Source organism: Pseudomonas sp. Root569, assembly GCF_001427465.1.
GTDB lineage: Bacteria > Pseudomonadota > Gammaproteobacteria > Pseudomonadales > Pseudomonadaceae > Aquipseudomonas > Aquipseudomonas synxantha.
Map to the genome: position 1 here is coordinate 130,825 of NZ_LMGQ01000006.1, position 21,272 is coordinate 152,096.

Annotated in this window: 17 protein-coding genes; 5 read left to right on the forward strand and 12 right to left on the reverse strand. The window is 60.0% G+C overall.

What is annotated here, in order from left to right; genetic code table 11:
• Positions 1 to 128: 128 nt before the first annotated feature.
• On the forward strand, positions 129 to 1,058 hold the full coding sequence (locus ASD70_RS07310) for a LysR family transcriptional regulator (RefSeq protein WP_056846059.1): 930 nt from the start codon (positions 129 to 131) through the stop codon (positions 1,056 to 1,058).
• A gap of 293 nt (positions 1,059 to 1,351) precedes the next feature.
• Complete coding sequence (locus ASD70_RS07315; RefSeq protein ID WP_056846060.1) at positions 1,352 to 2,521, forward strand: MFS transporter; 1,170 nt, start codon at positions 1,352 to 1,354, stop codon at positions 2,519 to 2,521.
• 37 nt (positions 2,522 to 2,558) lie between these two features.
• Here the strand turns inward: ASD70_RS07315 and ASD70_RS07320 are convergent, their stop codons facing one another.
• The 12 genes from ASD70_RS07320 to ASD70_RS07375 form a co-directional block, all read right to left on the reverse strand.
• Positions 2,559 to 2,774, reverse strand: coding sequence for a DUF3079 domain-containing protein (locus tag ASD70_RS07320; protein ID WP_056846061.1), 216 nt, complete (start codon positions 2,772 to 2,774; stop codon positions 2,559 to 2,561).
• A 113-nt stretch (positions 2,775 to 2,887) separates the two neighbouring features.
• Positions 2,888 to 3,583, reverse strand: a complete 696-nt coding sequence (locus tag ASD70_RS07325; RefSeq protein WP_056846062.1) for an anaerobic ribonucleoside-triphosphate reductase activating protein — start codon at positions 3,581 to 3,583, stop codon at positions 2,888 to 2,890.
• Positions 3,580 to 3,747, reverse strand: a complete 168-nt coding sequence (gene nrdD, locus ASD70_RS29725) for an anaerobic ribonucleoside-triphosphate reductase (protein WP_046072062.1) — start codon at positions 3,745 to 3,747, stop codon at positions 3,580 to 3,582. The genes ASD70_RS07325 and nrdD overlap by 4 nt, the downstream gene beginning before the upstream one ends.
• Positions 3,748 to 3,779: 32 nt before the next feature.
• A complete protein-coding gene (locus ASD70_RS07335) occupies positions 3,780 to 5,795 on the reverse strand; it encodes a ribonucleoside triphosphate reductase (protein WP_056846063.1) in 2,016 nt (671 codons plus the stop codon).
• A gap of 182 nt (positions 5,796 to 5,977) precedes the next feature.
• Entirely contained in the window at positions 5,978 to 6,970 is a 993-nt protein-coding gene (gene moaA / locus ASD70_RS07340; protein WP_056846064.1) for a GTP 3',8-cyclase MoaA, read from the reverse strand.
• A gap of 23 nt (positions 6,971 to 6,993) precedes the next feature.
• On the reverse strand, positions 6,994 to 7,953 hold the full coding sequence (locus tag ASD70_RS07345; RefSeq protein ID WP_056846065.1) for a peptidylprolyl isomerase: 960 nt from the start codon (positions 7,951 to 7,953) through the stop codon (positions 6,994 to 6,996).
• A gap of 10 nt (positions 7,954 to 7,963) precedes the next feature.
• Positions 7,964 to 8,644, reverse strand: a complete 681-nt coding sequence (gene narI / locus ASD70_RS07350; protein ID WP_046072058.1) for a respiratory nitrate reductase subunit gamma — start codon at positions 8,642 to 8,644, stop codon at positions 7,964 to 7,966.
• Complete coding sequence (narJ, locus tag ASD70_RS07355) at positions 8,637 to 9,392, reverse strand: nitrate reductase molybdenum cofactor assembly chaperone (RefSeq protein ID WP_056846140.1); 756 nt, start codon at positions 9,390 to 9,392, stop codon at positions 8,637 to 8,639. Before narJ ends, narI begins: the two co-directional genes overlap by 8 nt.
• 2 nt (positions 9,393 to 9,394) lie before the next feature.
• A complete protein-coding gene (gene narH, locus ASD70_RS07360; protein WP_046072056.1) occupies positions 9,395 to 10,933 on the reverse strand; it encodes a nitrate reductase subunit beta in 1,539 nt (512 codons plus the stop codon).
• 1 nt (position 10,934) lies between these two features.
• Positions 10,935 to 14,708 (reverse strand): nitrate reductase subunit alpha, encoded by a 3,774-nt coding sequence (locus tag ASD70_RS07365; protein WP_056846066.1) that lies wholly within the window; start codon positions 14,706 to 14,708, stop codon positions 10,935 to 10,937.
• 70 nt (positions 14,709 to 14,778) lie between these two features.
• Entirely contained in the window at positions 14,779 to 16,176 is a 1,398-nt protein-coding gene (locus tag ASD70_RS07370; protein WP_046072055.1) for a NarK family nitrate/nitrite MFS transporter, read from the reverse strand.
• Positions 16,154 to 17,458, reverse strand: coding sequence for an MFS transporter (locus ASD70_RS07375; RefSeq protein WP_043051184.1), 1,305 nt, complete (start codon positions 17,456 to 17,458; stop codon positions 16,154 to 16,156). Before ASD70_RS07375 ends, ASD70_RS07370 begins: the two co-directional genes overlap by 23 nt.
• 304 nt (positions 17,459 to 17,762) lie before the next feature.
• On the opposite strand from ASD70_RS07375, the gene ASD70_RS07380 reads away from it, so the two are divergent.
• The 3 genes from ASD70_RS07380 (at position 17,763) to ASD70_RS07390 (ending at position 20,968) form a co-directional block, all read left to right on the forward strand.
• The gene (locus tag ASD70_RS07380) at positions 17,763 to 19,565 is read left to right on the forward strand and encodes a histidine kinase (RefSeq protein WP_056846067.1); all 1,803 of its coding nucleotides are present in this window, start codon (positions 17,763 to 17,765) and stop codon (positions 19,563 to 19,565) included.
• The gene (narL, locus tag ASD70_RS07385) at positions 19,562 to 20,209 is read left to right on the forward strand and encodes a two-component system response regulator NarL (protein ID WP_056846068.1); all 648 of its coding nucleotides are present in this window, start codon (positions 19,562 to 19,564) and stop codon (positions 20,207 to 20,209) included. The genes ASD70_RS07380 and narL overlap by 4 nt, the downstream gene beginning before the upstream one ends.
• Before the next feature lie 84 nt (positions 20,210 to 20,293).
• On the forward strand, positions 20,294 to 20,968 hold the full coding sequence (locus ASD70_RS07390; protein WP_046072052.1) for a Crp/Fnr family transcriptional regulator: 675 nt from the start codon (positions 20,294 to 20,296) through the stop codon (positions 20,966 to 20,968).
• Positions 20,969 to 21,272 lie beyond the last annotated feature (304 nt).

Consider the following 21,272-nt stretch of genomic DNA (forward strand, 5'->3'; position numbering starts at 1 on the left):
TTTAATACTAACGGCGGCGCAAGTTGATACTCGGCGCATATCAAGTTGATGTTAAATCCGCGTAATCCGTGATGAGGTACCATTGCAGCCCCAGTCCACTGATCAGTTCAAATGAAGGAACAGAAGAAATGATCGAAACCCGCCTGCTGCGCCAATTTATCGCCGTGGCTGAAGAGTTGCATTTCCACAAGGCCGCCATTCGCCTGCACATGGCCCAGCCGCCATTGAGCCAGGCGATCCAGCGCCTGGAAGACAAACTGGGGTTCAGTCTGTTCACCCGCAATAAACGCGGGGTCAAGCTGACCCCGGCCGGCGGCGCATTCCTGAGCGCGGCCTACAGCACCTTGAAGGAGTTGGAGCTGGGCATAGAACATGCCCGCCAGGTGTCCGAGGGGATTGCCGGCAAACTCACGGTGACTGCGGTATCGATCGCCTACTACGAGTCACTGCTCAGTACCCTGCGCCAGTTCCGCGAGACCTACCCCAAAGTCCAGTTGATCATCAAGGAGATGCCCTCTTCCAGCCAGGCCAAGGCCATTCTGTCAGGAGAAGCGGATATTGCCTTCATGCGCAAGTTGCCGATCTCGGCAGAAAACATCGAGTCACGCCTGTTACTGGATGAAGAGATCGTGATGGCGCTGCCCGCCCATCACCCCAAGGCCAAGGAAGGTCAGATCGACTTGAGGGATTTCGCCGGGGAAGACTTCGTATTCACCCCAGAAGCCCTGGGTACCGGTTATCACAGTCAACTTATCGCCTTGTGTGAAGCCGCTGGTTTTTACCCCAAGGTGGTGCAGGAGGCCGCGCAGATCCATACCCTGATCGGCCTGGTGGCCTGTGGTTTCGGCGTCGCCCTGGTACCTGAGTCGATTGCCAACTCAATCATGCGCGACAAGGTCCTGTTCCGCCGGATCATCCCCGTGACCGCCTCCCCCAACCCGGCAATCGGCCTGTACATGAGCTGGAACACCCACAACGAATCACCGTTGATGGACAGTTTCATTTCCATGCTCGATTTCAATGCCGTTTCCCAGGTTGAGGGGGAGGATCTTAGTTAGTTATATTCGTGCCCCTTTCCCCGCGATACACCACCCTGCTACGTATTACAACTAACCAAACCGTTCACCCGGGATTGATACTCCTGTCATCAACACGTGACTAATGCCCGCCAATAGTCTTAAACAGAGACTTTTATAGTATTTCTCATCTCCCTGTCAGCACCGCACTATCACCGCCACTTTTGCAAGAACGAGTTCCGGGCACCACCATGGCAGTCGGTTCATGACGACACCAACTTAGTGCGCTTGCACCGGCAGGATCCCCGATTCATGCACCGACAAGGAGACGCTGAATGCCAGCCGTCATTTATATTTTTTCGCTCTGCACTTTTACATTCGGCTTGTCCGAGTTCGTCGTGGCCGGCCTGGTGTCGGCCATCTCGGTGGATCTGCATGAGTCCATCTCGCACGTCGGCTCAGCCATCGCGGCCTATGCCTTGGGCGCCGCCATTGGCGCGCCGATCATCACGGCCCTGTTGGCCAATTGGCGCGACAAAACCGTATTGCTGCTGACTCTCGGCGTGCTTGCCGCTGGCAGCGTGGTCATCAGCCTGGCGCCTGATATTCTGACCCTGCATGGCGTACGTTTCATTATCGGCCTGGCCCATGGGGTATTCATGGCCGTGGCCTCCAACGCCGCGGTCAAACTGGTCGACCCGCTGCGCTCAGGGCGAGCGCTATCGCTGGTGTGGATGGGACTGACCCTTTCGATCGCCTTTGGCGTGCCTATCGGCACCTTCCTCGGCAGCTACTGGTCATGGCGCATAGTGTTCCTGGCCATCGGTGGCCTGGGCCTCATCAGCACCGCTGGCCTGGCGCTTCTGATGCGTCAGCGCCCCCTTTGCTCGACTCACCAAGCCACAGACCTGAAACAAAGCCTCGCGGCCCTATTGCACCGCGAACTGTTGGTGGCGGCCACGATCGCGATGCTGGTGAGCGTGGCGACTTTTTCATTCTTTACCTTCGTGTCGCCGTTCCTGCTGGATATCACCCGTGTGCAGCCGCAGATCCTGAGCCTGGCAATGCTGGTGTTCGGTGTCTGCTCCATTCTCGGCAATTTGCTTGGCGGCTATCTCGTCGATGCCTTCGACGCCGATCGATGTTTGCTCGGTGGGTTGACGGCGTTGATGCTTAACCTGTTGAGCTTGTACGTGTGGGGCGATTCGCTGATCGCCACGTTAATGCTGGTGGGGTTATTGGGTGTGGTGTTCTTCGCCATAGTGACCATGTCAACCCTGCGCCTGCTGCGCCTGGCACACCACTATGTTCCGCAATCCAGTAGCGTGGCTTCAGGACTCAATATTGCTTCGTTCAACTTAGGAACCGCATTGGGTGGCATCGGCGCAGGCTGGATCATTACCCGTTTCGGGCTCGCCTTTATACCGATTGCGGGCGTAGGTGCTGCGTTGGTGGCCATCGGCATACTTGCCCTGCAGATGAAAAGCAAGCTGAGACCATCGTAAAAAAGCCTGCGGTCCGAGGGTTGCCGTGAGCGGTGACCTATGACTGGCTTTCATCCGCCGCCTTGTCGGTGACGATAGGTCGCTCGATCCCCCAGTCACCGGGCACGCACCAATCTTCACCAAACAGTTCGGCTGGGTGCATCGTACGCTCGGAGCCATTGCCGCACGCCAATGACTTGGCCGGGCAATAGCGGTCGCACCCCCAACAGATTCGTTCGGGGTGGCTGGGGTTGACGGGGAAGTGCTTGGCCATGCCGATCTCCAATCATTGAGAGGCGTTTTTACAACCTACAGCTTCCGTGCGAAGCCATCCTTGACGGATATCAAGCTATTAACCTCGAATAAAGGTTTTATCCGTAGCCTCGATTACCCCCGCAACACGAACGCTGGAAACAACTCGCGCATGGCCGCCCAAAGATCCGTAAGCAAGGCAGGTGCCAGCACACTCGGCAGCTGAGGATCAAACATCTGCTCGGTGCGTACCAGCTGCACGGCAAAGCGTTTGACCCCCAGTTCACTCAAGCGCTGCGCCAGGGTCAACAGACCTGCCGGCTTGAACAGATGCCAATGCACGGTGGTACGGCATTCGTAGTCCACACCGCTGGCCAGAAGATGCTCAAGGCTGCGCCAGTTCGCCGCTCCACTGCCTTGGACCCGAGTGATTGCCTGGCAATCCTCGGGCAAGGCCTTGACATCGAAACCGACCCAATCGGCACCGGTCAGCGCCCTGGCAAAGGCTGTTGGCTTGATGCCGGCACTGTGAAGACCGATGCGAAAGCCCATCGCCCGCACTTCGTTCATGGCGCCCAGTAAACCCTCTTGCAAGGTTGGCTCACCGCCGCTGAACACCACCGCATCGAGCAGGTCCTGCCGGCGTTGCAGGAACGCCAATACCCGCCGCCAATCGACTTCGTCGGTGCCGCGAGGCGGGATCAACTGCGGGTTATGGCAGTAACGACAACGCCAGGCGCACCCCTGGCAAAACAACACACAGGCGAGCAGCCCTGGATAGTCGATGGTGGTCAGGGGCACCATGCCCCCAACCCGCAGCGTTCGACTCATTGGCGAGCGGCCAGCGCCGCGCTTTCAGTGAAGTGCATCCGCTCGCGGTGCTCGGATTGTTTGCCCGGATTGAACGCCGATACCGGACGGTGATAACCCATTACCCGAGTCCAGACTTCGCAGCGTTGACGTTGAGCCTGGGGCAGTGTTTGCGATGCAGTCATGGTGAAGCTCCTTGCGATTGAGTGAATCGAAATCAATGAGCGGTGCCGGGTTGCTGTTCTTTCAACAGCAGAACCTCGTCACATTTGGGACAGAACTCGTGCTCGCCATCGAGGTAACCGTGCACCGGGCAGATGGAGAACGTCGGGGTCACGGTCAGGTAAGGCAGGCGGAAGCGCCCGAGGGCTTTGCGCACCAGTTGCTTGCAGGCTTGGGTCGAGGAAATCCGCTCGGCCATGTACAGATGCAAGACCGTGCCCCCGGTGTATTTGCATTGCAGTTCGTCTTGCAGTTGCAGGGCTTCAAAGGGGTCGTCGGTGTAGCCCACCGGCAGTTGCGAGGAGTTGGTGTAATACGGCGCTTGCAGCGTGCCGGCCTGGAGGATGTCGGGGTAACGCTTGAGGTCTTCCTTGGCGAAACGATAGGTAGTGCCTTCCGCCGGGGTCGCTTCCAGGTTGTAGAGGTGCCCGGTTTCTTCCTGGAAACGCAGCAACGTGGCGCGCACATGGTCCAGCAGCTTCAGGGCGAACTGGCGGCCCTGTTCGGTGTGCGTGCCCTCTTTGTCAGCGGTGAAGTTGCGCAGCATTTCATGCAGGCCATTGAGGCCGATGGTGGAGAAATGGTTGCGCAAGGTACCCAGGTAGCGCTTGGTGTAAGGGTACAAACCGGCATCCATATGGTGCTGGATGACCTTGCGTTTGACTTCCAGGCTCTCCATCGCCAATTCCATCAGCGAGTCCAGCCGCTTGAGCAGACCGCTGGTGTCGCCCTTGAATACATAACCCAGGCGCGCGCAGTTGATGGTTACCACGCCCAGCGATCCGGTCTGTTCCGCCGAGCCAAACAAACCGCCGCCGCGCTTGAGCAATTCGCGTACATCCAGCTGCAACCTGCAGCACATGGACCGCACCTGATTGGGTTGCAGATCGGAATTGAGGAAGTTCTGGAAATACGGCAGGCCATAACGGGCCGTCATTTCGAACAGGCGATCAGCGTTCTCGCTGTCCCACGGAAAGTCATGGGTAATGTTGTAGGTCGGGATCGGGAAAGTGAACACCCGCCCTTTTGCATCACCGGCCTGCATCACCTCGATGTAGGCGCGGTTGAGCATATCCATTTCAACTTGCAGGTCGCCGTAGGCAAACGGCATTTCCTCACCACCGATGACAGGGATCTGCTCGCGTAGATCCTGCGGGCACACCCAGTCGAAGGTCAGGTTGGTGAACGGGGTCTGGGTGCCCCAGCGCGACGGTACGTTGAGGTTGTAGATGAATTCCTGGATCGCCTGGCGAACCTGCGCATAGCTCAATTGATCCTTACGCAGGTACGGCGCCAGGTAGGTATCGAACGAGCTGAAAGCCTGGGCGCCGGCCCATTCGTTTTGCAACGTGCCGAGAAAATTCACCATTTGCCCCAGGGCACTGCTCAAGTGCTTTGGCGGCCCGGCTTCGACACGCCCTGGCACGCCGTTGAGCCCCTCGTGCAACAAGGTCCGCAGCGACCAGCCGGCGCAATATCCTGCCAGCATGTCCAGGTCGTGCACATGCAGATCAGCCTCGCGATGTGCCTGGCCAATGGCTTCGCTGTACACCTCGTCCAGCCAGTAGTTGGCAGTGACCTTACCCGACACATTCAGCACCAGCCCACCCAGGGAGTAGCCCTGATTAGCATTGGCCTGGACCCGCCAGTCTTCACGGTCCAGGTATTCGTTCATCGACGCCGCCACTTCGACCAGGGTCCGCCGGTCACGGCGCAAACGCCCGTGTTGTTCGCGATAGACGATGTAGGCCCGCATGGAAAGGAAATAACCGGCGTCCATCAGCACCCTTTCAACGCCGTCCTGGATTTGCTCGACATGCAGCCTGGACAAGCCTTCCAGCCGGGCCAGTACCGCCTGCAGCAATCCTTCGGCTTCTACCTCGGTATATTCCCCGGTGGCCTTGCCCGCCGCGATCAATGCCTGACGAATTTTGTCCGCATCGAAGGCGACCAGGTTGCCGTCGCGCTTGTGCAAACGGGTAAATCCCACTGAAACCAGCGTGCTCTGCATTAAGCCTCCAAACACTACATATAGGTATTTAATAAACAAAAAACACAATATGCAGTGAAGACTACGGGCAATAGGTGCTTTTGCAATTGATCAATATCAAGATTGTGAGGCAAAAAAACGCCCCCAGGACCGATGACAAATACATGGCCAACGAGGGTCCACGGTGGCTCGGCGTATCCCGTTCAGCCGCCACTCATGTTCATAAAGCGCACTACTTGCACCTCGCCGCCAGGGTTGAAGTCGTGGCGCAATGGCTTGCCGTGCAGGGCTTTGTGCACGGCGTCGATCAGCGGTTGATCGTCCAGCGGATAGCGGCGCAGCAAGCCACGCAAATCCAGCGCGTCGTCCTGCCCCAGGCACAGCAACAGCTTCCCCTCAACGGTCATCCGTACCCGGTTGCAACTGCCACAAAAGTTGTGACTGTTGGGTGAGATGAAGCCGATGCGAGTATCGGGATGGCTCTCCAGGCGCACGTAACGCGCCGGCCCCCCACTGTTTTCGGCGCTGTCGAGCAACCGGTGCCGGCTGGCGATCAGCGTTCGCACCTCATCGCTGGAGCAAAACGCTTCGCCCCGTGAGCGCCCTACGTCGCCCAAGGGCATTTCTTCGATGAAACTGATGTCGATGCGTTGCCGGATGGCGTACTGCACCAGCCCCAGCACTTCATCGAAGTTGCGCCCCTTCATCACCACGCAGTTGAGCTTGACCCGCTCAAACCCCGCGCCGCGCGCCGCTTCAATGCCGCCCAGCACTTGGTCGAGATCGCCGTTGCGGGTGATCGCGCGAAATTTCTGCGCGTCCAGGCTATCGAGGCTGATGTTCATGCGCTTGACGCCCGCCTCCGCCAACGGCCGGGCCAAACGGCCGAGTTGCGAGCCGTTGCTGGTCATCACCAGTTCCCGCAAACCCGGCAACGCGGCGATACTGCGGCATAAATCGACAATGCCGGGACGGATCAGCGGCTCACCACCGGTCAGGCGAATCTTGCGTACACCGAGGCCGACGAACAGCGTCGCCAGACGCTGCAACTCCTCCAGCGTCAGGACCTGCTGACGCGGCAGGAACGTCATGTTTTTCGCCATGCAATACACACAGCGAAAATCACAACGGTCCGTCACCGACATTCGCAGATAGTCAATCTGCCGTCCAAAACCATCCTGCATGACCGCGTTCATCACTTCTCCCGTTGCCCCAAGGCTCACTGCACCAGCGGCGAGTCGGCACCCTGCAAATGGATGCCGCGAATATCCGCCGCACCGATCAGGGTTTGCAGGTATTGCACCAGGGCTTTTTGCCAGACGCCTTGCTGCAACTGCGTGCGGATCGCCGTCGACACCACTTCGTAGGGCAACGGCATGCCTTCGATCCGCTGATCGACACTGACCACGTGCCAGCCGTAACGGCTTTCCAAAGGTTTACTGGCCAGCCCGGGTGCCAGGGTGAACAGCTGGCGTTCCAGTTCGGGCACGGTCTGGCCCTTGCTGATCTGCCCTAAGGAGCCGCCCTGAGCCTTCGACGGGCAGGCCGAATACTTCACCGCCAGCTCGGCAAAACTGCCGGGGAGGTCCGCCAGCCGTTGCAGCAGGATTTCAGCCTGGGCATGCGCAAGTGCACGGGCCTCGGCATCGTCCGGCGCACATTCAAGGAGGATGTGCCGCACGGCCAGCAACGGCGCGCTGTGAAAGCGCCCGCGGTTATTTTCGTAATAACGCCGGCTGGTTTCTTCGTCGCACTGCGGCACATGCACCTCACGCTCAAGCAACAAGCGCGTGGCTGCTTCTTCTTCGTTCTCACCGGCGCCGATCTGCAGCGACACACCGAGTTCGGCAATGCGTTGCTGCAACAACTCACGGATCACCAGCGCTCGAGCGGCCTGGTAGACCGCCTCCTCGCGGGTTGGCGCCGGGTGATATTGCAACTCCTGGGCCAGCGCCTGTGGGGTGATCGACACCTCATTGACGCTGATGATCGGCCACTCCTGCTCGCTGCTGGCGATCAACTGCGCCGGGGCGTCATCGGCTGCTGGCGCAACCGGCAGCTCATCAACCTGCACCACATCGGTCGGCGCGATATCCACTACATCGGCCTCGAGTTTTTTTGAAGAACCGCAGCCACCGCTGCCCCCGTTACCGCCGCCACATCCACATCCACCTGACATGATTGTCTCCTCAGAATTTCTGCCGAACGATTTGATAGCGACGCCCCAAGTACCAGACCGGTGCGCTGATCATGTGTACGAGACGGGTGAAGGGAAACAGCACGAACAAGGTCAAGCCGAGAAATACATGCAGCTTGTAGGTCAGCCCGACGGGTGCGATAGACGCCGCTGCTTCCATTGGCCGCAGCAGCACAGTGTTCTGCGCCCAGTCGGCGAGCATCACCATCACCGAGCCGTCCATGTGGTCGGTGGACGCGACGATCGTCAGCAGGCCGAGCAGCAATTGCGCGAGCAGCACCAGCAGGACCAAGATGTCCGACGGGCTGGAAGTGGCGCGAACCCGTGGGTCGGTCAGCCGCCGCTTGATCAGCATCAGCAACCCCACCAGGCATAACAGGCCGAAGACCCCACCGGAAACCATCGCCAGTAACTGCTTGTTCTGCGTGCTGATCACATGGTGGTAGACCGATGCCGGCGTCAGCAGGCCGACGAAGTGCCCGGCCAGCACGAACAACACGCCGATATGGAAAAAATTACTCGCCACGCGCATGCCACGCTGGTTGAGCATCTGGCTGGAGCCGGCCTTCCACGTGTACTGCGACAGATCGAAGCGTGCCCAACTGCCAAGCAGGCAAATCGCCAGGGCCACATAAGGGTAAACCCCGAACAGCAAAAGATTCCATTTAGACATTACCCACCTCCTTGGCTGGCACAGCGGCCAGCCCTTCATGCTGAAAATCGACCCAGTGCAGCGGCACCGCGCTTTCTTCCCGGGCCTTGCCCGGCGCGCTTGGCAGCGAACTGCAACGGTCCTGCTGTTCGGCTTGCAGAAAGTCCACGGCCTCTTCTTCCCAGATCTTGTCGAGGGCTTCGAGGGAGTCATCGCGCGGTTCTGCGGCGACCTGTTCGCGCAGGTCAGCCACCGCTTGATGGGGCTCGGCCCCGGCGATCTGCAGCAACGCCCGGAAGCAACTGGCGTAAGCGCTTTCACGCTCCTCCAGGCGCGCCGCCAGCAAGGCCAGCAAATGCGCCACATCCGCCAGGCCTTCGCGGGCCTCAATGTCTTCGCGGGTCGAGAGGAACTCCAGGTACAGCGGGATATAGTCCGGCAGCTCCTTGACGCCAATGGCAAAACCGGCGGCTTCGTACTGGGCCATCATGTCGACCATCGCCTGGCCACGGTCACGGGACTCACCGTGCACGTGCTCAAACAACAGCAGCGACAGCGAGCGCCCGCGGCCGAACAGCGCACCGTAGTGCTCCTGCCCGTCCATCAGGTCATTGGCGCAGATCAGTTCCAGCAACTCGAACAATGCGCCACGTTGCGTCGGGCTGATTTTCCGGGACTGGACAATTGCTTGTTCCAGTTCGTCGCGACCGCCCGTCAGTGCCTCGGTCGGGTAGTCGAGCAGCAGCGAAATCACTTTGAGAATTTGCATGCTCATTGCTCCCACACCTGCACGGTTTTGAGGATGTCGCGGCGGTTGGCTTTCTTCGCCCCAAACAGGTTGGTGTCGGAACTGCCGCTGCAACCGCTGCCGAAACTGAAGCCGCAACCGGAGCGCTCGGCGAAGGCGTCGCTCATGGCGTCTTCACGGTGCGCACTCGGTACCACGAAGCGGTCTTCATAGTTGGCAATCGCCAGGTAGCGATACATCTCTTCGACCTGGGCCACGCTCAAGCCGACATCCGCCAGCACTTGCAAGTCCTGCACGCCATCGACTTGCTCGGAACGTTTGTAGGCGCGCATCGCCAGCAAGCGTTTGAGCGCACGCTTGACCGGTTTTTCATCGCCCGCCGTCAGCAGGTTGGCCAGGTACTTGAGGGGAATGCGCAGGCTGTCCACATCCGGGATCACCCCATTCATGCCCACGGTGCCGGCGGTGGCGGCGTTCTGGATCGGCGAAAGCGGCGGCACATACCAAACCATCGGCAAGGTGCGGTATTCCGGGTGCAGCGGCAGCGCGAGCTTCCAGTCCACGGCCATCTTGTAGACCGGCGAGCGTTGTGCCGAGTCGATCACCGACTGCGGAACACCATCGGCCAAGGCCTGGCGGATGACTGCTGGATCGTTCGGATCGAGGAAGATCTCCAGTTGTTTTTCGTACAGGTCCTGCTCGTCGGCGGTGCTGGCGACTTCGCTGATACGGTCGGCGTCATACAGCAGCACCCCGAGGTAGCGGATACGGCCGACACAGGTTTCGGCGCAAACCGTCGGCATCCCGGCTTCGATACGCGGGTAGCAGAAGATGCATTTCTCGGATTTGCCGCTTTTCCAGTTGAAGTAGATCTTCTTGTACGGGCAGCCGCTGATGCACATCCGCCAGCCACGGCATTTTTCCTGGTCGATCAGGACGATGCCGTCCTCTTCGCGCTTGTAGATCGCCCCGCTGGGGCACGACGCCGCGCAGGTCGGGTTGAGGCAGTGCTCGCACAGGCGCGGCAGATACATCATGAAGGTGTTTTCGTACTCGCCGTAGATGTCCGCCTGGATCTTGTCAAAGTTCTTGTCCTTGCGACGCTTGGCGAATTCGGTACCGAGGATTTCTTCCCAGTTCGGGCCCCATTCGATTTTTTCCATGCGTTTGCCGGAGATCAGCGAACGCGGGCGCGCGGTGGGCTGGTGCTCGCCCAGCGGAGCGGTGTGCAGGTGCTGGTAGTCGAAGTCGAACGGCTCGTAGTAGTCGTCGAGGCTCGGCAGGTCCGGGTTGGCAAAAATGTTCGCCAATACGCGAAATTTACCGCCGATGCGTGGGTTGATCGTGCCGTTGGCGTTGCGAATCCAGCCGCCCTTCCACTTGTCCTGGTTTTCCCATTCCTTCGGATAGCCGATGCCCGGCTTCGATTCAACGTTGTTGAACCAGGCGTATTCCATGCCTTCGCGGCTGGTCCAGACGTTTTTGCAGGTGATCGAACACGTGTGGCAACCGATGCATTTGTCCAGGTTCAGAACCATGCCGATTTGTGAGCGAATCTTCATCTCAGTTCTCCTCGATATCGGTCGGCAGCGGACGCGGCAGGTCATCACCGGACGAACCATCGAGCCAGTCGACTTTGGACATTTTGCGCACCACGACAAACTCATCGCRGTTGCAGCCSACGGYGCCGTAATAGTTGAAACCGTAGGCTTGCTGGGCGTAGCCACCGATCATGTGGGTCGGCTTGAGCACGACGCGGGTCACCGAGTTATGGTGGCCGCCACGGGTCTTGGTGGTTTCGGAACCGGGCACGTTCACGATTCGTTCCTGGGCGTGGTACATCATCACCATGCCGTCCTTGACCCGCTGGCTGACCACCGCACGGGCGGTCAGCGCACCGTTGACGTTGAAACACTCGATCCAGTCGTTGTCTTCAATACCGGCGCTTTTCGCATCATTCTCCGAGAGCCAGACAATCGGCCCGCCGCGGCTGAGGGTCAGCATCAGCAGGTTGTCGCTGTAGGTACTGTGGATACCCCATTTCTGGTGCGGGGTGATCCAGTTCAGGACGATCTCGATCTCGCCATTGCTGCGCTTGCCCTTCACCCCTTCGATGGTGCGGGTATTGACCGGTGGGCGATAACTCATCAGCTGTTCGCCGAACGCCTGCATCCACGGGTGATCCTGGTAGAACTGCTGGCGGCCGGTGATGGTGCGCCATGGGATCGCCTCGTGCACGTTGGTGTAGCCGGCGTTGTAGCTGACGTGATCGTCTTCGAGACCCGACCAGGTCGGGCTGGAAATGATCTTGCGCGGCTGGGCCTGGATGTCGCGGAAACGAATCGCCTCGTGGGCCTTGGACAGCGCCAGGTGGCTGTGGTCGATGCCGGTGAATTCCGACAGCGCGGCCCAGGCTTTCACGGCAACCTGGCCGTTGGTTTCCGGCGCCAGGGACAGGATCACCTCAGCGGCGTCGATGGCCGTGTCGATTTTCGGCCGACCGTGGCTGATGCCGGCATCGCCTTCGTGGTGGTTCAGTTCACCGAGGAATTTCACTTCGTCTTCGGTGTTCCAGTTGATGCCCTTGCCGCCGTTGCCGTGTTTTTCCAGCAATGGCCCCAGGGACGAGAACTGCTTGTAGATGTTCGGATAATCACGCTCGACCACATGCAGGTTCGGTGCGTTTTTCCCCGGCACTGGCGCCACTCCGTCACTTTTCCAGTCGGTGCCGCCAAACGGCTGAGCCAGTTCGCCAACGCTGTCGTGCATCAGTGGCAGGGTCACCAGGTCCTGTTCGACGCCCAGGTGCCCTTCGGACATGCTGGAAAACGCCTTGGCAATGCCCTTGTAGATCTCCCAGTCGGAACGCGACTCCCACGCGGGGTCGATGGCGGCCGACAAGGGGTGAATGAACGGGTGCATGTCCGAGGTGTTCATGTCGTCTTTTTCGTACCAGGTCGCGGTCGGCAAGACGATGTCGGAATACACGCAGGTCGAGGACATGCGAAAGTCCAGCGTGGTCACCAGGTCGAGCTTGCCGATGGCGCCCTCGTCGACCCATTCGGCTTCTTCGGGTTTGCAGTCGCCGACCTGGCCGATGTCTTCGTTCATCACGCCGTTCTTGGTGCCGAGCAGGTACTTGAGCATGTACTCGTGGCCCTTGCCCGAGGAGCCCAGCAGGTTGGAACGCCAGATAAACATGTTGCGCGGGAAGTTCACCGGGCTGTCCGGCTGCTCGCAGGAGAAGCGCAACGAACCGTCCTGCAACGACTTGACCACATAGTCTTTCGGGTCCATGCCGGCGGCGGCCGCATCGCGGCAGATGTGCAGCGGGTTGGTATTGAGTTGCGGCGCGCTGGGCAGCCAGCCGGCCCGTTCGGCGCGGATGTTGTAGTCCAGGGCGTGTTCGGGAAATTGGGATTTATCGGCCAACGGCGAGAGCACGTCGTGCATGCTCATTTTCTCGTGGCGCCATTGCGAGCTGTGGGCGTAGAAAAAGCTGGTGCCGTTCATTTGCCGCGGTGGACGGTTCCAGTCCAGGCCGAACGCCAGGGGCAGCCAACCGCATTGTGGGCGCAGTTTTTCCTGGCCGACGTAGTGCGCCCAACCGCCACCGGTCTGGCCGACACACCCGCAGAGCATGAGCATGTTGATCAGCCCGCGGTAGTTCATGTCCATGTGGTACCAGTGATTCATCGCCGCGCCGACGATAATCATCGAGCGGCCCTTGGTCTTGTCGGCGTTATCGGCAAACTCACGAGCGATCTGGATGGCTTTTTCGCGGCTCACGCCGGTGATCTTCTCCTGCCAGGCCGGGGTGCCGGGCACCGAGGCGTCGTCATAATCCTTGGCGACGTTTTCGCCACCCAGGCCACGATCAATCGCCAGGTTGGCCGCCGACAGGTCGAACACGGTGGCCACTTTAGCGACGCTACCATCGGCCAGCACCACGTTATGCACCGGCACCCGGCGGTATTGCACGGCATCGCCGGCGACGTGCTGGAAGTGTTCGTGGGACTCACCGGCAAAATATGGGAACGCCACTTCGGCGACGTCATCGCCCATCAGGCTCAGTTTCAGATCGATCTCGCGACCTTCGCCACCTTCACGGGCAAGAATGTTCCACTTGCCCTTCTCTCCCCAGCGATAACCGATGGACCCCTGAGGGGACACCAGTTCACCGTCGACGTCGAGGGCGATGGTTTTCCATTCCGGGTTGTTTTCCTGGCCGAGGTTGTCGGTCAGGTCACTGGCGCGCAGGAAACGGTCCGGCTGATAGCCGGCACCCGGTGCCTTGTCGACCATTTGCTTGAGCAGCACCAGCACCGGCAAATCGGTGAAGCGCTTGGCGTATTCGGTGAAATAGGCGCTCGGTTTGTCCAGGTGGAATTCTTTGAAGATGACATGGTTGAACGCCTGCGCCAGTGCCGCATCGGTGCCTTGTTTGGGGTTCAGCCACAGATCGGTGAGCTTGGCGACTTCCGAATAGTCGGGGGTAATGGCGACCGTCTTGGTGCCCTTGTAACGCACTTCGGTAAAGAAGTGCGCGTCCGGGGTCCGGGTCTGAGGGACGTTGGAGCCCCAGGCAATGATGTAGTTGGAGTTGTACCAGTCGGCCGATTCCGGCACGTCGGTCTGCTCGCCCCAGACCATCGGCGAGGCCGGTGGCAAGTCGCAGTACCAGTCATAGAAGCTCAGGCATGCGCCGCCGATCAGCGACAGGTAACGCGAGCCGGCGGCGTAGCTGACCATCGACATGGCCGGGATCGGCGAGAAGCCGACAATGCGGTCGGGCCCATATTGCTTGATGGTGTAGACGTTGGCCGCCGCGATGATCTCGTTGACTTCTTCCCAGTTGGAACGAATGAAGCCACCCATGCCGCGCTGGCTTTTATAGGACTCGGCCTTGGCCTTGTCCTCAACGATGCTCGCCCAGGCTTCGACCGGCGCCAGGGTCTGGCGCGCATCGCGCCACAATTTCAGCAACGGCTTGCGGATTTTCGGGTACTTGAGCCGGTTCGCGCTGTAGATGTACCAGCTATAACTGGCGCCACGCGGGCAACCACGGGGTTCATGGTTAGGCAGATCGTTGCGGGTGCGCGGGTAGTCGGTCTGTTGGGTTTCCCAGGTGATCAAGCCGTTCTTGACGTAGATTTTCCACGAGCAGGACCCGGTGCAGTTCACCCCGTGGGTGGAGCGCACGATCTTGTCGTACTGCCAGCGGGAACGGTAGACGTTTTCCCAGTCGCGAGACTCTTTGCGGGTCTCTCCATGACCGTCGGAAAACTCGTTTTGCTTGCGATTGAAAAACCGCAATTGGTCCAGTAAATGACTCACGGTGTACACCTCTCAGGCTTGCTGCGGGGTTCTGTGCCCCGCCCACGCAATGGTTGGATTCGGGCTCGACTCAGCAGGGTGTCGCGGCGCCTTTGCGCGCGTACCACCACCAGGTCACCAGGATGCAGCTCAGGTAAAAGCCGACGAACATGTAGAAGGCCATCTCCGGGCCGCCGGTCTGGGCCATCGAAGTGCCGAAGGATTTGGGAATGAAGAACGCACCAAAGGCGCCCATGGCCGAACTGAAACCCAGGACGGCGGCCGATTCCTTGCCGGCATCCTTGAGCGCTTGTTCGCGCACGGCGGCGGGTTTTCCAGCAGCGGATCTTTCATGCAGGGTGCGGAAGATCACCGGGATCATCCTGAAGGTGGAGCCGTTGCCCACGCCGGTGGTGATGAACAGCAGCATGAACATGCCGAGGAAACCGTAGAAGTTGCCGCCCGATCCGTCCTGGGGCAAAAAGTGCAGTACACCGAAGACCATCACGATCATCAGCACGAAGTTCCACAGGGTCACTTTCGCGCCGCCGAGCTTGTCCGCCAGCCAGCCGCCCAACGGACGAACCAATGCGCCGACCAGCGGGCCGAGGAACGCGAACTTCAAGGCGATGACGTCCGGAAAGGAGGTCTTGATCAGCAGCGGAAACGCCGCGGAGAAGCCGATGAACGAACCGAAGGTCGCCAGGTACAACCAGCACATCAACCAGTTGTGCTTGCGCTTGAAGATCACCGCCTGCTCGCTGAACGAGGCGCGGGCACTGGACAGGTCATTCATGCCAAACCAGGCCAACACTGTCACCAACACAATGAATGGCACCCAAATGAACCCGGCGTTCTGCAACCACAACTGAGCGCCGTCCTGCAGCACTTGCGGCTGGCCGCCCAGGAAACCGAACACGCCAAAAGTAATCACCAGCGGCACGCAGAACTGCATCACCGAAACACCCAGGTTGCCGAGCCCGGCGTTGAGACCAAGGGCTGTACCCTGCTGAGACTTGGGATAGAAGAAGCTGATGTTGGACATGCTCGAGGCAAAGTTGCCGCCACCAAAGCCGCAGAGCAACGCGATCAACACGAACACGCTGTACGAGGTGCTCGGGTCTTGCACCGCCAAGCCCATCCAGATCGACGGCAACAGCAGTGACGCGGTGCTCACGGCGGTCCAGCGCCGGCCCCCGAAGATCGGCACCATGAACGAATAGAAGACGCGCAGGGTCGCCCCGGACAACCCCGGCAATGCCGCCAGCCAGAACAACTGGTCGGTGGTGAAGCTGAACCCGATGGCGTTCAACCGCACGATCACCGTGCTCCAGACCATCCACACCGCAAAGGCCAGCAGCAGTGCAGGAATGGAGATCCACAGGTTGCGGGTGGCGGTCTGTTTGCCGCTGCTTCCCCAGAACGCAGGGTCTTCGGGGCGCCAGTCATGGATGACCGGGCCTTTGTCAGGCTTTTGCAGAACGGACATGTTCTTCTCCTTGGGCAATGCTGGAAAACGGGGACGACGTCGCTGGCGGCTGTTTGCCCAGCAGCGGGCGCTTGCGTATTTCGCTGAAGTACATCCAGGTGAGGGAGACCCAGACCACGCCGTACATCAACATGAAGCAGGAAGAGCGCACGCCGGTGAGGTCCACCAGGGCGCCGAACAGGATCGGCAACACAAAGCCGCCCAGGCCGCCCGCGAGGCCGACAATGCCCGACACCGCGCCCATGTTTTGCGGGTAGTCATTGGCGATGTATTTGAAGACCGAGGCCTTGCCGAATGCGAAGGCGATGCCCATGACAAACAGCAGCACGGTGAACAGCGTGGGTGTGAGGCCGATGTGGAAACTGACCGGGCCGTTGATCGACTGCACTTGCAACTGGGTCTGTGGGTACGAAAGCAGGAACAGGCAGATCCAACTGACCCACAACACCCACCAGGTCACGCTTTGCGCGCCCCAGCGATCCGACATCCAGCCGCCGACGGCACGCAATACACCGCCAGGCAGGGAGAAACAGGCGGCCAGCAACGCGGCGCTTTGCAGGCTGAAACCGTATTCGCGCACGTAGTATTGGGTCATCCATAATGCGAGGGCCACATAGCCGCCGAAGACGATCGAGTAGTACTGGCAGTAGCGCCACACCGCAGGGTCTTTCAGGGCGCTCAATTGCTCACGCAAACTGGCGCCGGTCGCACTGCGATGGTCCTTGTTTTCTGCACTGAGAAACCAGAACAGCAACGCCGTGACAAAGAGGATGGCGCTAAAGACTTTCGGTACCAGTTGCCAGCTACCCGCGGCGATCAGGGCCGGCGCGAGAAACTTGGTCACCGCAGCCCCCGCGTTGCCGGCGCCAAAGATGCCCATCGCAAAGCCCTGGTTCTCTTTGTCGAACCATTTGGCGACGTAGGCAATCCCCACCGAAAACGAGCCGCCGGCCAGGCCGACGAACAGGCCCAGCACCAGGAACTGCCAGTAAGCAGTGGCGTGGCTGATCAGGTACAACGGTGCGACGCAGGTCAGCATCAGCACCAGGAACACGCTGCGCCCACCAAAGCGGTCGGTGAGCAGGCCCAGGGGCAGACGCGCCAGTGAGCCGGTCAGCACCGGGGTGGCGGCCAGCAGGCCAAATTGCGTTTCGTTGAGCTGGAGCAGTTCCTTGATCGGCACGCCGAGCACGGCGAACATCATCCAGACCATAAAACACACGGTGAAGGCCAGTGTGCTCATGCCAAGCACCAAGCCTTGTCGTACACGGGGTTGGGTCACAATGTTCTCCAGTCAGCTAACCATGCCGGCAGACTAGAGACGCCAACCCTGCAAAAACTTGACCCATGTCAACGAAGCCCAAGGGGGCATAGGCCTATGCTTAGCCTGTCTACCTCTAAGGAGGTAGAGCATGGACACCTGGAAAGCCTTTATTTATCAGCCTCTTAAGGTTTTCCAGCCCCACCTTTACTGACAGGGAGCGGTCGGCAACTCTTTAGAGGTAGCGCACCCGGGACGGGATGCAAAACCGTGTTCCGGGACGCCGTATGCTCAGTTTTCGTGGCTTTGCCCAGGGTCAGCGCTGATGATGCGCTGGTTGCGCAGCTCCCTGCCCGCTCGCGCCGGGCTGGCGGTGATCCTCATCGCCATCCTCGCCCTGGCCAGCTCGTTGAGCGCCGGATTGATCGCCTGGTTCAGCCAAGGCGATGCCGCCGCCATCAATACCGCTGGCTCGGTGCGCATGGAGACTTACCACCTGAGCTGGAAACTGGCCGCTGGCGCTCCCCGCGAAGAAATCGCTGCCATCACCGACAGCCTGCAAACCCGCCTCAATAGCCATTCCCTCAAAGCGGTGCTGGAAGATGGCCCGACCACCGATTTGCAAACTAGCTATGGGCAGATCCAGCAACGCTGGAAGGATGATTTGCACCCGGCACTTCAACGTGGCGATGCAAATGCTTTTCAGGCCATGGCCCTGCCCTTCGTCGAACAACTGAACCAGTTCGTCAGCCTGCTGCAGCGCCAGAGCGAGCAAAAGCAAGGCTGGCAACAGGTCATTCAAGGCCTGGCCTTGTTCACCACGCTGATCGTCTTGCTGCTCGGGCTCTACGAACTGCAGTATGGCGTCGTCTCGCCGCTGCAAGAGTTGGTGGCCGCCACCCAGCGCTTTCGTCGCGGCGAGTTCCAGGTGCGGGTCAACCATCAGTCCCATGACGAACTGGGCCAGTTGGCCACCAGTTTCAACGCCATGGCCGAGACGATCGAGGAGTCGCATCGCACGCTTGAAAGCCAGGTCCAGCAAAAAACCTTGAACCTGCAGCAAGCCAACGCGGCGCTGGAACTGCTCTATCAAAGCAGCCGAAGCCTGGCCACGCGCCTGGCCAATGCCGAGGGGCTGGACGAGTTGATCCGGCGCTTCCAGCAACGCCTGCCCGGCTTGCGCCTGTCGTTGTGCCTGCAAGGACACTTGCAGGCACCGGCCCAGCAATTACTCGCCCTGCACGGTGCCAACAGTCGGGATGTCTGCGCCAGCAGCGATTGCGCCACGTGCCAGAAACACCACAAAACCAGCCCGCAAACCTTCAGCATCAGCAACCAGGGCAGCGAACTGGGCGAGCTCAAGGCCCACTTTGTCGACGGCCACTGCGCGCAAGCCTGGGAAACCCAACTGATCCAGGCCCTCGCCAACCTGATTGGCACCTCGCTTTCGCTCAAACGCCAACGGGAACAGGACCATCGCCTGCTGCTACTTGAAGAGCGCACGATCATCGCCCGCGAATTGCACGATTCACTGGCGCAGGCCCTGTCCTACATGAAGCTGCAAGTCAGCCGCATGCAAACCCTGATGCGCCGCGGCGAACCGGTCGAAACCCTGGAAACCGTCACCGCTGAGTTGCGCGAGGGCTTGAACAATGCCTACCGCCAGCTACGCGAACTGCTGACCACTTTTCGTTTGCAGATCAATGATGCAGGCCTGGTGCAGGAGCTCAAGGACACCGCCGAGGAGTTCTCCCGTCGCGGCGAGTTCAAGGTCCACCTGCACGTCGATGCGCTGGCCTTCCAGCTCTGCGCCAGCGAGCAAATCCACATCTTGCAGATCACCCGCGAGGCGCTTTCCAACTGTCTGCGCCATGCCCATGCGCAAAACGTCTGGCTGCAACTGCGCCAGGACGGCGAAACCGTCAGGCTCTCGGTCGAAGATGACGGGCGCGGCTTCAGCGGCACTGTCGACCAACGCGAACACCACGGCCTGAACATCATGGATGAACGTGCGCGCAGCCTGCGCGGCCAGTTGCAGATATTTTCCAGGACGCCGCAAGGGACCCGCGTCCAACTGGAGTTTCATCCCGAGTTTCTCGAACGGCAAACAGAAGGTAGCGTCGCATGACCCCGTCCCCCCACCATAGAATCCTGCTGGTAGACGATCATCCAATGATGCGTCACGGCATTCGCCAGATGCTTGAACTCGAAGATGATTTCCTGATCGTCGGCGAAGCCAACCATGGCGAAGAAGCACTCACCCTGATCGAGCCACTGCAACCGGACCTGGTACTACTCGACAACAACATGCCGCAGATGAATGGCATTGAGACCCTGCGTCGATTACGGGCCATGCATTACACCGGCAAGGTACTGCTGTTTACCGTGTCGGATGCCGAAGACGACATTCGCGATGCGCTGCGCCTGGATGCCGACGGTTACCTGCTCAAGGACATGGAGCCCGAGCTGCTGATCCAGTACATCCGCGATGCCCTCGACGGCGCATTGGTCATCAGCCCTGGCCTGACGCAGGTCATGGCCCAGGCGTTGCGCTCACCGCCGCGTCAAGCGGTGGTAGAACTGACCGAGCGTGAACGCCAGGTGTTGAAGACCATCGCCAGCGGCTACAGCAACAAGGTTATCGGACACAAGCTGGGCATCACCGAAGGAACGGTCAAGGTCCACGTCAAGAACCTGCTGCACAAACTCGGCTTGCGTTCACGGGTCGAAGCGGCGGTATGGGCCATGGAGCATCTGCGCATTACGGGCTGAGGCATGCCTCCTTGGAGGTAGGCCGGCAGAGGCATAGGTCAACCCCCCTGCGCGCTCTACAATGACCGTCAGCGGAGGTACGCCATGCTGACCCACCCTTCCATCGTCTTGACGCTGCGTCGTCATCATCTGTTCAGCCAATTGCCGGAGAACGTTTTCGAGCAAGTCTGCGGCCTGGCCATGCTCAAGCGCCTGCCGTGCCACGCCACGCTGATGTACCAGGGCGATCCGGCCAAGCGCTTTTTCCTGCTGGTCAGCGGCCAGATCAAACTCTACCGCCTCAACGGTGAAGGCCAGGAAAACCTGGTGGAAATCATTCAGCCCGGCCAGACCTTCGCCGAAGCCCTGCTCTTCAGCCAGGCCCGGCTTTACCCGGTCAGCGGCACCGCCCTCAAGGACAGCGTGTTGGTAAGTATCGAGGGCCACCATTACCGCAAGGCGCTGGAAGACCAGCCGAAAGTCTGCCTGGCTATCCTGGCGAGCATGAGCGTCCATCTGCACCTGCGCCTGCGGGACATCGACACCTTGACCATGGCGAGCGCGAGCCGTCGGGTGATCAGTTTTCTCCTCCAGGAACGCCACCCGGTTACCGGGCAGATTGTCTTGCAGGTATCCAAACGCCTGGTGGCGTCGAAGCTGGGGATTCAACCGGAAACCTTTTCGCGGATTTTGCATCGCCTGGTCGAGTGCGGACTGATCCAGATGCAACGACGCAACATCAGCATCCTCGCCGAAAAGGAACTGGCTGCGTTCCAATAGGCACGATTGGCTGCGATCAATGCGCAATACCAGGCTCTACTGCATAGGTATCTACGCAACTGTGTAGCAGCCGACGCTAACCACGATGCGCAGCGAGCCGCTCTTGATCTTGATCTGCTTTTGATCTCAGGCGCCCCGTTAAACCACGCTGGCCGGAATTCGACAGGGATTTGGGGGGTAAACCGGCAGGGATGCCGGTTTAGCCGCCCCGCGCCATGGATGGCGCGTGGCGGCGGCCCCCCNTAAACCGGCAGGGATGCCGGTTTAGCCGCCCCGCGCCATGGATGGCGCGTGGCGGCGGCCC

Excerpts from the sequence above, each read along its gene's own strand:
- ASD70_RS07370 (WP_046072055.1), bottom strand. The coding sequence starts at position 16,176 with ATGTCCGTTCTGCAAAAGCCTGACAAAGGCCCGGTCATCCATGACTGG.
- narL (WP_056846068.1), top strand. The coding sequence starts at position 19,562 with ATGACCCCGTCCCCCCACCATAGAATCCTGCTGGTAGACGATCATCCA.
- ASD70_RS07390 (WP_046072052.1), top strand. The coding sequence starts at position 20,294 with ATGCTGACCCACCCTTCCATCGTCTTGACGCTGCGTCGTCATCATCTG.
- ASD70_RS07380 (WP_056846067.1), top strand. The coding sequence starts at position 17,763 with ATGATGCGCTGGTTGCGCAGCTCCCTGCCCGCTCGCGCCGGGCTGGCG.
- ASD70_RS07310 (WP_056846059.1), top strand. The coding sequence starts at position 129 with ATGATCGAAACCCGCCTGCTGCGCCAATTTATCGCCGTGGCTGAAGAG.
- ASD70_RS07325 (WP_056846062.1), bottom strand. The coding sequence starts at position 3,583 with ATGAGTCGAACGCTGCGGGTTGGGGGCATGGTGCCCCTGACCACCATC.
- narH (WP_046072056.1), bottom strand. The coding sequence starts at position 10,933 with ATGAAGATTCGCTCACAAATCGGCATGGTTCTGAACCTGGACAAATGC.
- narJ (WP_056846140.1), bottom strand. The coding sequence starts at position 9,392 with ATGCAAATTCTCAAAGTGATTTCGCTGCTGCTCGACTACCCGACCGAG.
- ASD70_RS07335 (WP_056846063.1), bottom strand. The coding sequence starts at position 5,795 with ATGCAGAGCACGCTGGTTTCAGTGGGATTTACCCGTTTGCACAAGCGC.
- ASD70_RS07345 (WP_056846065.1), bottom strand. The coding sequence starts at position 7,953 with ATGTCAGGTGGATGTGGATGTGGCGGCGGTAACGGGGGCAGCGGTGGC.
- ASD70_RS07320 (WP_056846061.1), bottom strand. The coding sequence starts at position 2,774 with ATGGCCAAGCACTTCCCCGTCAACCCCAGCCACCCCGAACGAATCTGT.
- nrdD (WP_046072062.1), bottom strand. The coding sequence starts at position 3,747 with ATGACTGCATCGCAAACACTGCCCCAGGCTCAACGTCAACGCTGCGAA.
- ASD70_RS07315 (WP_056846060.1), top strand. The coding sequence starts at position 1,352 with ATGCCAGCCGTCATTTATATTTTTTCGCTCTGCACTTTTACATTCGGC.
- moaA (WP_056846064.1), bottom strand. The coding sequence starts at position 6,970 with ATGAACGCGGTCATGCAGGATGGTTTTGGACGGCAGATTGACTATCTG.
- narI (WP_046072058.1), bottom strand. The coding sequence starts at position 8,644 with ATGTCTAAATGGAATCTTTTGCTGTTCGGGGTTTACCCTTATGTGGCC.